Origin of the sequence: Hydrogenovibrio sp., assembly GCF_965140365.1 — a bacterium.
GTDB lineage: Bacteria > Pseudomonadota > Gammaproteobacteria > Thiomicrospirales > Thiomicrospiraceae > Hydrogenovibrio.
This window is the reverse complement of the sequence record NZ_OZ223196.1, coordinates 1737967-1751465: the sequence shown is the minus strand read 5'-3', so window position 1 is coordinate 1751465 and position 13499 is coordinate 1737967. Positions and strand designations below refer to the sequence as shown.

Genomic DNA, 13499 nt, shown 5'->3' with positions numbered 1-13499 from the left:
TATATGCGCATCCTGCAAGAAGCCCTAACTTTTGATGACGTTTTATTGGTGCCCGCTCATTCGAATGTGTTGCCTTCCGATGTGTCGTTGAAAACACGATTGTCACGTAACATTGAGTTGAATATTCCATTCGTGTCTGCGGCGATGGACACCGTCACGGAAGCCAGATTGGCCATTTCCATGGCTCAGGAGGGTGGTATCGGGATCGTGCATAAGAACATGACCATTGCCGAACAGGCGCATGTGGTCACGAAAGTGAAAAAATACGAGCATGGTGTGATTTTGGAGCCGATTACCGTACAGGTTGACGATACGGTGAAAACGGTATTGGATAAAACGCAAGAAAACCGCGTGTCTTCAGCGCCTGTTATGGATGGCGAGGACTTGGTTGGGATTGTGACCAGTCGGGATTTGCGTTATGTGGATGATTTGTCGCTACCAGTGTCACAAATTATGACCACAAAAGACCGTTTGGTGACGGTGAAAGAGAAAGAAAAACGCGAAGTCGTGCTGGAACTGTTACACGAACATCGCTTGGAGCGCCTGTTGGTGGTGGATGATGCGTTTAAGCTGAAAGGGATGATTACCGTTAAGGATATGGAAAAATCGTCTGAGCACCCGTATGCCGCTAAAGACTCCAATGGGCGTTTACGCGTTGGTGCCGCGGTCGGAACCGGTGCGGATACACCGGATCGTGTGGCCGCTTTGGTGAAAGCCGGTGTGGATGTCATTATCGTGGATACGGCGCATGGCCATTCTCAAGGAGTATTGGATCGTGTGAAATGGGTCAAGGAAAATTATCCGCAAATTGATGTGGTTGGCGGGAATATTGCCACGGCAGAAGCCGCTGAAGATTTGGTGAAAGCCGGTGCGGATGCCGTGAAGGTTGGGATTGGTCCTGGTTCAATTTGTACCACTCGTATTGTCGCCGGTGTCGGTGTGCCGCAATTGTCGGCCATCGCCAATGTGGCCGCGGCCTTGAAAGGAACGGGTGTGCCAATTATTGCCGACGGCGGTATTCGTTTCTCTGGCGATGTGGCTAAAGCCTTGGTGGCTGGTGCCTCTGCCGTCATGTTGGGCAGCATGTTCGCCGGTACGGAAGAGTCGCCGGGTGAAGTGGAGTATTACCAGGGCCGTGCTTACAAATCGTATCGTGGTATGGGGTCAATGGGCGCCATGTCGCAAAAACAAGGTTCTTCCGATCGTTATTTCCAATCGTCCAATGCGGCCGATAAGCTGGTTCCGGAGGGGATTGAAGGACGCGTGGCTTACAAAGGTGCCTTGGCGCCAATCATTCACCAGTTGGTGGGTGGTATTCGCTCCAGTATGGGGTACACCGGTTGTAAAGACATTGAGGAGTTCAATAGCAAACCAAGCTTTGTACGTGTGACGGGTGCCGGAATGTCGGAGAGTCATGTCCATGATGTCACGATCACTAAAGAAGCGCCGAACTATCGCGTATAACGCCCCGTTTCGCGCGCTCAAGCGCGCGTCACTTCAAATTTGTCTATTTTCTTAGTTTTTAGTTGGATACCCTCTAGATATGTCACAAAACAACATTCATCAAGATCGGATTTTAATTCTGGATTTCGGTTCGCAATATACCCAGTTGATTGCTCGACGCATTCGAGAAATCGGTGTGTATTGTGAGGTTGAACCTTGGGATGTCGAAGAAAAAACCATTACCGATTTTAGTGCGAAAGGCATTATTTTGTCCGGTGGGCCTGAAACGGTCATCGGCAACGATGCGCCGGTGGCTCCGAAAGTGGTTTTCGAACTGGGGGTTCCTGTACTGGGAATTTGCTATGGCATGCAAACTATGGCGGAACAACTCGGCGGTAAAGTGATTCATGCGAATGAACATGAATACGGTTATGCTCAGGTACGCGCTCGTGGTCACACGAATTTACTAAAAGACATTGAAGACCACGTGACACCGGAAGGGCACGGCATGTTGGATGTGTGGATGTCACATGGGGATCGTGTTGATGCCATGCCGGAAGGGTTTAAGCTGATGGCGTCCACTCAGAATTGCCCGGTGGCCGGGATGGCCAATGAAGAAAAACACTTTTACGGTATTCAATTCCACCCTGAGGTGACGCATACCAAACAAGGCCAACGCATCATTGAGCGTTTTATTGTGGAATTGTGCGGTTGTGAAAAACTCTGGACCACTGAGAATATTATTGATGACAGTGTGGAGCGCATTCGTGAGCAGGTCGGCACGGATGAAGTTTTGCTTGGTTTGTCGGGTGGCGTGGATTCTTCGGTCGTGGCAGCCTTATTGCATAAAGCGATTGGTGATCAGCTGACCTGTGTGTTTGTTGATCACGGCTTGCTTCGCCATCAGGAAGGCGATCAAGTCATGGCGATGTTCGCCGAAAATATGGGTATTAAGGTCATTCGTGTCGATGCGGAAGACTATTTCATGGACGCCTTGAAAGGCGAAGCCGACCCGGAAAAGAAACGCAAAATCATTGGGCATTCGTTTATTGAAATATTCGATCAGGAAGCGGGTAAATTGACCAGCGTGAAGTGGTTGGCTCAGGGGACCATTTATCCGGATGTCATCGAGTCGGCCGGGTCGAAAACCGGTAAGGCCAAAGTCATCAAGTCCCACCATAATGTGGGTGGGTTACCGGAAGACATGAAGCTGGAGCTTCTGGAACCCTTGCGCGAGCTGTTCAAGGATGAGGTTCGTAAACTGGGCGTTGCACTGGGGTTGCCATCCGATATGGTTTACCGTCATCCATTCCCAGGTCCAGGCTTGGGTGTCCGTATTCTGGGTGAAGTGAAAAAAGAATACGCCGATATTCTGCGCTTGGCCGACCATATTTTCATTGAAGAGCTTAGAGCGGCGGATTTGTACGACAAAACGTCTCAAGCCTTTACCGTCTTTTTGCCAGTGAAGTCTGTTGGTGTGGTTGGGGATGCTCGTCGTTACGATTATGTCGTATCGCTACGAGCGGTTGAAACAATTGATTTCATGACCGCACGTTGGGCGCATTTGCCATACGAGTTTTTGGAAAAGGTCTCCAATCGCATCATTAATGAAATTCCACGCATTACCCGTGTGACTTACGATATTTCCAGTAAGCCACCGGCGACGATTGAGTGGGAATAAATCTGATCCATTCGATTCATGTTGTGTCCTGATTCTTTATCGCAAACCGAACAAGACCGGTTTTGGATGCAACATGCCATCTCGTTGGCCGAAAAAGCCGAAAGCCAGGGCGAAGTGCCCGTCGGCGCCGTGTTGGTACACCAAAATGAATTGGTGGCCGAAGGCTGGAACCAAACCATTCAAACTCATGATCCTACCGCTCATGCCGAAGTAGTGGCATTACGCGCCGCCGGCCAGGCCTGGCAAAATTACCGATTAGTCGATTTGACCCTTTACGTTACCTTGGAACCTTGCCCGATGTGTGCCAGTGCGTTGGTGCATGCTCGTATCCAGCGCTTGGTCTACGGTGCCGCCGATCCACGCACTGGATCGGCCGGTTCCTTGATGAATTTGGTGCAGCACGAGCAGCTCAATCATCAGGTGGCTGTGACAAAAGGTGTGATGGCCGATGAAACCGGTGAAATGTTGAGCCGTTTTTTCAAAAAGCGGCGACAAGCGCAAAAACAAGCTCGAGAAGCCCGGCAAAAACCATAAGAGAGCTTTGCACAAGATGGATTCACGGCTAAAAATGGCTAAAATCTTCCTGAATGTCGTTGAAAAACTCGTTAATAGCCAGCTATTAGCTTCGTTTTCCGCCTAATTCAGAAAAATTTTATCTCATTTTTCGATCGCGCCCCACTCATGCAAACCTCTCATAAATTTATGCAAGTAATACTTGCCACTTTTTTGAATAAATGCGAGTATTACAGCTATAAAAACAACAAGTACCGCAGACGGGTTTGACCGAATTATGCAAAAAAGTGTGGATCCAGCCGAGGGCATTACAACCTACAAAATTTTACCGGGCGAGTTTTATGTAACCCGAGAACACGAACGGATTGAAACGGTGCTGGGCTCTTGTATCTCGGCGTGTGTACGAGATCCGGTCACCGGTGTCGGTGGTATGAACCATTTTATGTTGCCGGTCGATAAAAATAGTACCGGTGCCTCCGAACTGTCCGATGCCAATCGTTATGGCAACTATGCCATGGAAAACTTGGTGAACGCTTTGCTGAATTTGGGTGCCAAACGTGAACGCTTGGAATTTAAGCTCTTCGGTGGCGGGCGTATCATGAGTTCCACTACGAACATCGGTTGGTACAATATTGGCTTTGCGTTTGATTACATTTATACGGAAGGCTTCAAGATTGTTTCTCAAGACATCGGGGATGTTTATCCGAGAAAGATTTTATACTATCCGAACTCGGGCAGAGTTCGGGTCAGACGCTTGAATGCGATGCACAACCAGACATTGGCTGCTGAAGAAAGCCGCTATATTAATAATATTGGATCGAAGCCTGTTGAGGGTGATGTAGAACTGTTCTGAGGATACCGCTATGGACATGATGGAAACATTTCGCCAGACCTACCTGGAAGAAAGCTTTGAAGGGTTGGATGTAATGGAAGCCGGGCTGCTGGAGTTGGAGCCAGGTACCCCGGATAACGAAAAAATCAATGAAATTTTCCGTGCAGCCCACTCCATCAAAGGCGGGAGCGGTACCTTCGGGTTTAATGAAATTATCGATTTCACCCATGTTCTGGAGACCTTGCTGGATGAAATGCGCGACGGACGCCGCGATGTGACACAGGAAGCGACGGATGTCATGTTACAAGCGGTAGATGTGTTGCGAGACATGATGACGCGTCTGCAAAACCACGAAGACATTGATGAGGCGACAGCATCTGAAGTCCAACAAGCCTTGGAAAATATCTTAAGTAACGGTGCATCTGGTGAAACGGCGCCATCAGCAGATAGCGTGACTGAGTCATCAGCAACGCCTGCGCCAAGCGGCGGTGGTGTTTGGACCATTGAAGTCATTCCTGAAAAAGAATTATTGCAAACTGGTAATGAGCCCATTCGTATATTCCGTGAGCTCGAAACGCTGGGCACCGTTGAAGTGACCGTGGATGATTCGGCACTTCCGCAAGACATTGCTGAGCTGAATCCGGAAGAACTGTTCTTGAAGTGGACGCTGCACCTGTCCGGTGACAACATCAACGAAGAAGACGTTAAAGAAGTCTTTGAATGGATTGATGGTGATGGTGCCGAAATCACCATCACCCCGCCAACGGCCGAAACGCCAGTCGAGGACGTGCCCGCTGAAAAACCAGTTGAAAATGTTGCTTCCGTTCCGGAAGCGCCCGCTGCAACAGCAGCCAAACCTGCTGTTGCAGCGAAAAAGCCCTCCGCTAAGGCCTCAGCGCCTGCTCCGAAACAAGATAGCTCCATTCGCGTTGATTTGAGCAAAATCGATCAATTGGTTAACTTGGTTGGTGAGTTGGTCATTACCCAGTCCATGTTGAGTCAGTTCGGGGAGCAGGCCGAACAAAATGAGGGGGGCACCTCGGATTGGGCGGATAAATTGAAAGAAGGGCTGACACACCTGGAGCGTCATACGCGAGACTTGCAGGAAAGTGTGATGAACATCCGTATGTTGCCGGTGAGTTTTGCCTTTAACCGTATGCCGCGTATAGTGCATGATGTTAGCCAAAAACTGGGTAAAAAAATCGACTTGGTCATGGAAGGGGAAGGCACCGAACTGGATAAAACCATGTTGGAAGCCTTAACCGATCCGCTGGTGCATATTGTGCGTAACTCCATTGACCACGGCGTGGAAGCGCCGGATGTTCGTCTTGCAGCCGGAAAGCCGGAAACCGGTACCGTGAAAATGGCGGCTTTCCACCAAGGTGGCAATATTCTGATTCAGATTACGGATGACGGCGCCGGGATTCACGCGGATCGCATTCGTCAAAAAGCCATTGAAAAAGGCGTGATTGACGAAGACGTGAAAATGAGCGATGAGGAAGTGATTGATTTGATCTTCCATCCAGGTTTCTCTACCGCCGATGTCATTAGTGACGTTTCCGGTCGTGGTGTTGGTATGGATGTGGTGCGTCGTAATATCCGCGGCTTAGGCGGCTCGGTTGAAGTCAAAACGGAAAAAGGGAAAGGCAGTGTCTTCACCATCCGTTTGCCGTTGACCTTGGCGATTCTGGATGGTCAGTTGGCGAAAGTCGGCTCAGAAACCTATGTTTTCCCGTTGGTGTCGATTGTCGAATCCATCCAGGTCGACAAGTCGCTGGTCAAAGGCATTGCCGGGCAGACCGAGTTGTACAAGCTGCGTGACAGCTATATTCCAGTGATTCGTCTGCATGACAAGCTCGGCATATCCGATGCGCGTACCGATCTGGAAGAAGGGTTGTTGGTCGTTGTCGAAGACGGTGGACGCCGTGCCGGGATCTTTGTGGATGACCTGTTGGGGCAACAGCAAGTGGTGATTAAGAGTATGGAAAGTAATTTCATGAAAATCAGCAGCATTGCCGGCGCCACCATTTTGGGCGACGGGACGGTTTCGCTGATTTTGGACATCACAGAAACCTTGTCATCTCATAAGGGCGGTAACCTCCATTCCAATGCGGCATAACCGCGGGAAGGGCAGGCCCCTTCCATTATAAAAATAACAAAGACAGACCAGAGGGAATTATGTCGTTCGCATTAGGCGCCAAAGAAGTTCAAGAAACCATCATGGTTTTAAATTTATCCGTGGCTCAAATCGAGTTGTCGATTACGGATGGGGATAACTCGGTCAATACCCTGATCGATTCGTTTTCCTATATGTCTCAGCACATCGAAGACATTGAGCGTTCCAGTAAAAAAATTGCCGAAATGTCCACCGACGTGGAAGGCATTGAAGAGCATAATCAATCGCTTCTGACTCAGACTGGCGATTTGGCATTAAAAATGCAACAAGCCATTATTGCGTTCCAATTTTACGACAAGCTTAGCCAGCGCTTAAACCATGTTTCGCATGGTTTATCAGGCCTGTCGGAAATTGTCTCTCATGAAATGCACGCCAAAGACGAAGCGCAGTGGGAGGCATTTAAATCGGAGGTTCGTAAGGGAACGACGATGCGTGAGGAAGAAGAGTTGTTCGACTTGATCTTTGACCAGGAGATGCCGGCAGACGAAGCGATTGAGGTGATGAAAGGCCGTATGCGTGATCGTATGACCGAATCCAATGAAGAAGAGGAAGAAATCGAGTTTTTCTGATGTGGAATAACACGTTTGTTGCTGTTTTTAAAAGCGCCTTTTTAGGCGCTTTTGCGTTTTTAGACACGTGATTACGCTTAAAACTCAAAACATATTAGCGTTTTAGTATTTTCTTAATTTAAGCATAAATAAATTGAATTTTAATTCTTACGGAAAATTGATAACAATGATGACTCCGTAAATTTAACAATATAAATGGATCGCTCATGAAATTTAAATCCCTCTTTTTGACTGCTTCTCTGGCGGTGTCGTTATTGGCTTCGGCGACATCGGCTATGGCCGCCGGCTATATGCCGTTTATTTTGGGTTCTTCGTCAGGGGGCAGTGTTTCCGCTGTCGTGGATAAAACGAAGCAAGCCCTCACCGAAAACGGTTTTGAAGTGGTTGGCAGTTATAAGCCAAATGCCGATAGTGAAGTCATTGTTGTGACCAACGATGCGTTGAAAAACCTGGCTGGTCTCTCCAAAAACGGTGGTTTTGGTGCCATGGAACGTGTTTCTGTTGTAAAGCGTGGTAACCAAACCGAGGTGTCTTACACCAACCCAACGTACATGTGGAATGTGTATCGTATGAAAGGTGATATTCAGCCAGTACAAGCGGCGATGGAAAAAGCGTTAGGCAACCAAAAAAGCTTCGGTGCGGAAAAGCCGTTAACGGCCGACGAGTTGCGCGAATACCACTATAAATTCATGATGCCGTATTTCGACGACGTCGATGAAATTCAAGAGTTCGATTCTTATCAAGAAGGTGTCAATACCATTGAAGCCGGTTTGAAAGCAGGGCGCGGTGGGGTGACCCAAGTTTATCGCATCGATATTCCGGGCAAGGACATGACGGTATTCGGTGTGGCCTTCTCCAAAACCGAAGGGGCGGACAAAAACATTCTGACGCAAATCGACGGGGAAGGGCATTCTCACGCGGCGCATTTGCCATATGAGTTGTTGGTCAACGGGGATGAAGCTTTGGCTTTGAACGGGAAGTTCCGTATCGCCATCAACTGGCCAAGCTTGTCCATGATGGGATCCGGCAGCTTCATGTCAATTGCTAATGCACCGGACGAAATCAAACAGTCTTTAGAAATTGTGGCCGGAAACGAATAATTTCCACCGCCTTTCGATAGGTTAAAAAGCGCTCTCCGAGCGCTTTTTTTGGTTTTAGAGCCCAGATATGAAAAAAACATGCGTTCAAGTCTTGAAAAAGACCAGGCCTGGCCCTATTTAATCCCTAACTTTTTAAACCTATAGAGAGATTTGCACGGGTGGGATGCGAGGAAAAAATGAGATAAAATTTTTCTGAATTAGGCGGAAAACGAAGCTAATAGCTGGCTATTAACGAGTTTTTCAACGACATTCAGGAAGATTTTAGCCATTTTTAGCCGTGTATCCATCCCGTGCAAAGCTCTCCAATAAACAAAAGACTAACCTCAATGAAGGAGAAGCTTTAAATGAGCCATACGGAAACTCATGCGTTCCAAACCGAAGTGAATCAGTTGCTGAAACTGATGATTCATGCCCTTTACAGTAATAAAGAGATTTTCTTGAGAGAGTTGGTGTCCAATGCGTCCGATGCTTTGGATAAATTGCGTTTCGAGTCGGTTTCCAATGATGCCTTGTCTGAAGGCGAATCCGAGTTGGCGATTCAGGTCGGTTTCGACAAAGACGCTCGCACCGTATCCATTATTGATAACGGTATCGGTATGACGCGTGACGAAGTCATCGCGAATATCGGAACGATTGCCAATTCCGGCACCAAAAAATTCCTGGAAAGCCTGACCGGAGACCAAGCCAAAGACAGTCATTTGATCGGTCAATTCGGGGTGGGCTTTTATTCTTCATTCATTGTCGCCGATAAAGTCACGCTGACGACGCGTAAAGCGGGGGACGACAAAGCCGAAGGCACACGCTGGGAATCCGCTGGTGAAGGTGAATATACTTTGGAAACCGTCGAAAAGGATGTGAAAGGAACTGAAATCGTTCTGCATTTGAAAGAAGACATGGACGAGTTCCTGGATGATTTCCGTCTGAAGCACATCATCACCACTTATTCCGACCATATCAATTTCCCGATTAAGATGTGGCAAGCCGAAACCGATGATGAAGGTAAGGAAACCGGTGAGAAAACGCTGGAGCAAGTCAACAAGGCCACCGCGATCTGGACGCAACCCAAGTCCGAGTTGTCGGACGAGGATTACAACAACTTCTATCAGACGGTTTCGCATGATTATGAAAGCCCGTTGGCTCACTTACACAATAAAGTGGAAGGGACTTTGGAATACACCTCTTTGCTGTACATTCCAAAACGTGCGCCGTTCGACTTGTATGATCGCGACCGTCGTTATGGCCTGAAGCTGTACGTGAAACGTGTGTTTATCATGGACGACGCCGAGCATTTGATGCCGAGCTATCTGCGTTTCGTCCGTGGGGTCATTGATTCCAATGACTTGCCGTTGAACGTGTCGCGTGAAATCCTGCAAAGCAACCGTGTGGTGGATAAAATCCGTTCCGCGTCGGTGAAACGCGTGCTGGACCAGTTGGCTAAAATGGCTAAGGCCGATGATCAAACCGATTATGAGACCTTCTGGGATCAGTTCGGTAATGTCATGAAAGAAGGGATTATCGAGGATTTTGCCAACCGCGAAAAAATCGCCAAGCTGTTGCGCTTCTCATCAACCCATGAATCTTCCGGGCCGACCCAGCGTGTATCGTTGCAGGATTATGTTGACCGCATGGCGGACGATCAGGAAGCCATTTACTTCATCACGGCGGAAACCTATGCCGCCGCTTCCGGCAGCCCGCACTTGGAAATGTTCCGTAAGAAAGGGATTGAAGTGTTGTTGATGACCGACCGCATCGATGAATGGTTGGTATCGCACTTGACCGAATTCGAAGGCAAACAGCTGAAATCGGTGACGGCCGCAGACTTGAAAGAATTCGAAGACGAAGCCGAAAAGGATTTGTCGGAAGAAGACAAGCAAGCCCGTGAAGCCTTGACCGAAAAAGTTAAAAAAGCCATTGAAGACGCCGTGTCCGACGTCAAAATCACCCACCGTTTGACGGATTCTCCGGCGTGTGTGGTTCCGGCGGACGGTGATGTCTCTGCGCACATGGCGCGTATGTTGGAGCAGATGGGGCAAGCCATGCCGAAACAAAACCCGGTATTGGAGTTGAATCCGGATCATGCCTTGGTGAAAAAACTGGATGGCTTGGAAGATGAGGCTAAAATCAAAGAATGGTCTTTGTTCCTGCTGGAGCAAGCGCAGCTGGCGGAAGGCGACCATTTGGAAAATCCGGCGGATTTCATCAAACGTATGAATGCCTTGCTGAGTGAGGTGATCTGATTGGGTCACTGAACGTTTCCAGAGCGACAAAAGCCCCAGGTCGATTGTGTTCGGCCTGGGGCTTTTTTATGGCGTTCAGAAGTGGTGCTACAGCGGATTACAGTTCACATAGCACGCAGCGACTTTGATCGATGTCGTCGTGTTCAAAGTCTTGAATGTTTTCCAGTGTGGTTTGGCCAATGTTATCCAACGCTTCCGCCGTAAAATAAGCCTGATGCGCGGTAATCAATACATTCGGTAAGGTCACTAGGCGTTCGAAGGTATCGTCGTCGATGATTTCTTCCGAGTGGTCTTCAAAAAACAGGTTTTCTTCCTGTTCGTAGACATCGATGCCCAGGTAGCCGATTTTGCGGTCTTTCACGCCTTGTACCATCGCATCGGCATCCATTAAGGCCCCCCGACTGGTGTTGATCAACATGACGCCGTCTTTCATTTTGCTCAACGCGGTTTCATCGATCAGGTGGTGGGTTTCCGGCATTAACGGCACGTGTAAGGTGATGATGTCGCTTTGCCGATAAAGTTCATCCAGCTCAACGTATTCGGCGCCGTATTCCTCGGCCTGTTGGTTCGGGTAAGGGTCGTACGCCAGAACGTTTAACCCTAGGCCGGTGAGAATGCGGGTCATTTCCAAACCGATGCGGCCGGTCCCGATGACGCCGGCGGTTTTGCGAAACATATCGAACCCCAGCAAGCCTTCCAAGGTGAAGTTGCCGTCGCGTACGCGAATGTAAGAACGGTAGGTTTTACGGTTCAAACTCATCATTAACGCCAAAGCGTGCTCCGCCACCGCCATCGGCGAATAGGCCGGCACACGCAAGATGGTGAGTTTGTGTTCACGAGCCGCTTGTCTGTCGACGTTATTAAAACCGGCACACCGTAATGCAATCAGCTCGGTGCCGCCGGCCGCTAATTGTTCGATGACCGGGCGTGACAAAGCGTCGTTGACGAATACGCATACCGCGCGATAGCCTTTGGCCAGCGGCACGGTTTTCTCGTTAAGGTGCACATCAAAGTAGTCGATGTCCACCGGGTAATCGGGTGAGAGTCTGTCAAAGAGAGCTTTGTCGGTTTTGGTGGTGCTGAAAAAGGCGACTTTCATGGTGGCTTCCATTTTGGATGATTGAGTAACCACTATAGCATAAGGGGTTTTATCGCTGTCAAGTGACCCTTTTAAAACAAGGTAACATAATCGAAAACCGCCAGGCCTGGTCGTTTTTTGTGGTGTTTTGTGCCACAATAGCGCCTTCTTTAACATTCGGTTTTTAAAGCCGATTTTTGATTCCAGATTCCTAAAAGGGTACCCATTTTGATTTCAACCGCGAACATCACCATGCAATTCGGCGAGAAGCCGCTTTTCGAAAACATCAGCGTTAAATTTGGCGACGGCAATCGTTACGGTTTGATTGGCGCCAACGGCTGCGGGAAGTCCACCTTTATGAAAATTTTGGGTGGGGACTTGGAGCCGACCGGCGGTAACGTCAGCTTGGACCCGGACGATGTGCTGGGTAAACTGCGTCAGGATCAGTTCGCGTATGAAGAATTCAGCGTGATCGATACGGTGATTATGGGAGACACGGCGCTGTGGGAGGTCAAAAAAGAGCGTGACCGCATTTACAGCTTGCCGGAAATGTCGGAAGAAGACGGCATCAAAGTCGCCGACCTGGAAGTGGCTTTTGGTGAAATGGACGGTTACACCGCTGAAGCACGTGCCGGGGAGTTGTTGCTGGGACTGGAAATTCCGGTGGAGCAGCATTTCGGTCCCATGTCGGAAATCGCACCGGGCTGGAAACTGCGGGTATTGTTGGCGCAAGCCTTGTTTGCCGATCCGGACATTCTGTTGCTGGACGAGCCGACCAACAACCTCGATATCAATACCATCCGTTGGTTGGAAAGCGTGTTGAACGAACGTAAAAGCACGATGATTATCATCTCGCACGACCGCCACTTCCTGAACTCGGTTTGTACGCATATGGCGGATTTGGATTATGGTGAGCTGCGTGTGTATCCGGGCAATTACGACCAATATATGTTTGCCTCCACTCAAGCGCGTGAGCGTTTGTTGGCCGATAACGCCAAGAAAAAGGCGCAAATCAATGAACTGAAATCCTTTGTCAGCCGTTTCTCGGCCAATGCCTCCAAAGCCAAACAGGCCACCTCGCGCTTGAAGCAGATTGATAAAATCGAGTTGGAGGAAGTGAAGCCGTCCAGCCGAGTGAATCCATTTATCCGTTTCGAGCAGGATAAGAAGTTGTTCCGCTTGGCGCTGGAAATTGAGCATTTGAGCAAATCTTACGATGACCTGACGATTTTCAAAGACTTGAACTTGATGTTGGAAGCCGGTGAAAAAATGGCGGTCATTGGGCCGAATGGTATCGGGAAAACCACTTTCTTGAAAACCCTGGTCGGTGATACGGATATCGATGCCGGGACGATTAAATGGTCGGAAAACAACCAGATTGGCTATTATGCTCAGGACCATGCGCATGAATTTGAAGAAGATTTGAATCTGTTGGATTGGATGTCGCAATGGAAGCAGCCGGAAGACGATGAGCAGGCCGTGCGTTCGGTATTGGGTAAAATGCTGTTTTCCCAAAAAGAAATCGATAAGTCGGTGAAAGTGCTGTCCGGTGGTGAGCAAGGGCGCATGCTGTTCGGTAAGTTGATGTTGCAGAAGCCGAATATTCTGATTATGGACGAACCGACCAATCACTTGGATATGGAATCCATCGAGTCTTTGAACCAGGCGTTGGAAGATTTTGAAGGCACGGTCATTTTTGTGTCTCATGACCGCGAGTTCGTTTCCTCACTGGCCACACGCCTGATGGTGATGAAGTCGGATGGTGTGGAAATTTATCACGGTGATTATGAGGCGTATCTGGCCGAAAACGAATAAGCTTTCGTTGAGATTTGTCCATCGCCTGGCTTTGAATGTCAGGCATAAAAAAAGC

The 13499-nt window shown here is 48.9% G+C and carries 10 protein-coding genes; 9 read left to right on the top strand and 1 reads right to left on the bottom strand.

The features are described from left to right. Window positions 1-3: 3 nt before the first annotated feature. From guaB to htpG, 8 genes are all read left to right on the top strand, one after another. Window positions 4-1464, top strand: coding sequence for an IMP dehydrogenase (gene guaB / locus AC0KH7_RS08375; protein ID WP_472372476.1), 1461 nt, complete (start codon window positions 4-6; stop codon window positions 1462-1464). Between the two features lie 79 nt (window positions 1465-1543). Further along, the gene (guaA, locus tag AC0KH7_RS08370) at window positions 1544-3124 is read left to right on the top strand and encodes a glutamine-hydrolyzing GMP synthase (protein WP_472372474.1); all 1581 of its coding nucleotides are present in this window, start codon (window positions 1544-1546) and stop codon (window positions 3122-3124) included. Between the two features lie 18 nt (window positions 3125-3142). Next, window positions 3143-3658, top strand: a complete 516-nt coding sequence (gene tadA, locus AC0KH7_RS08365) for a tRNA adenosine(34) deaminase TadA (protein WP_472372472.1) — start codon at window positions 3143-3145, stop codon at window positions 3656-3658. A 256-nt stretch (window positions 3659-3914) separates the two neighbouring features. Further along, complete coding sequence (cheD, locus tag AC0KH7_RS08360; RefSeq protein ID WP_472372471.1) at window positions 3915-4490, top strand: chemoreceptor glutamine deamidase CheD; 576 nt, start codon at window positions 3915-3917, stop codon at window positions 4488-4490. 10 nt (window positions 4491-4500) lie between these two features. After that, window positions 4501-6588 carry a chemotaxis protein CheA gene (locus AC0KH7_RS08355; protein ID WP_472372469.1) on the top strand — a complete coding sequence of 696 codons (2088 nt, stop codon included), beginning with the start codon at window positions 4501-4503 and terminating at the stop codon, window positions 6586-6588. Window positions 6589-6647: 59 nt separating this feature from the next. Further along, window positions 6648-7214 carry a hypothetical protein gene (locus AC0KH7_RS08350; RefSeq protein ID WP_472372467.1) on the top strand — a complete coding sequence of 189 codons (567 nt, stop codon included), beginning with the start codon at window positions 6648-6650 and terminating at the stop codon, window positions 7212-7214. Between the two features lie 206 nt (window positions 7215-7420). Further along, window positions 7421-8314, top strand: a complete 894-nt coding sequence (locus AC0KH7_RS08345; RefSeq protein ID WP_472372465.1) for a hypothetical protein — start codon at window positions 7421-7423, stop codon at window positions 8312-8314. A gap of 344 nt (window positions 8315-8658) precedes the next feature. Continuing rightward, entirely contained in the window at window positions 8659-10551 is a 1893-nt protein-coding gene (htpG, locus tag AC0KH7_RS08340; protein ID WP_472372463.1) for a molecular chaperone HtpG, read from the top strand. A 97-nt stretch (window positions 10552-10648) separates the two neighbouring features. On the opposite strand, the gene AC0KH7_RS08335 is transcribed toward htpG, so the two are convergent. Next, window positions 10649-11650, bottom strand: a complete 1002-nt coding sequence (locus AC0KH7_RS08335) for a 2-hydroxyacid dehydrogenase (protein WP_472372461.1) — start codon at window positions 11648-11650, stop codon at window positions 10649-10651. 207 nt (window positions 11651-11857) lie between these two features. On the opposite strand from AC0KH7_RS08335, the gene AC0KH7_RS08330 reads away from it, so the two are divergent. Then, window positions 11858-13444 (top strand): ABC-F family ATPase, encoded by a 1587-nt coding sequence (locus tag AC0KH7_RS08330; RefSeq protein WP_472372459.1) that lies wholly within the window; start codon window positions 11858-11860, stop codon window positions 13442-13444. The last annotated feature ends 55 nt before the right edge of the window (window positions 13445-13499 follow it).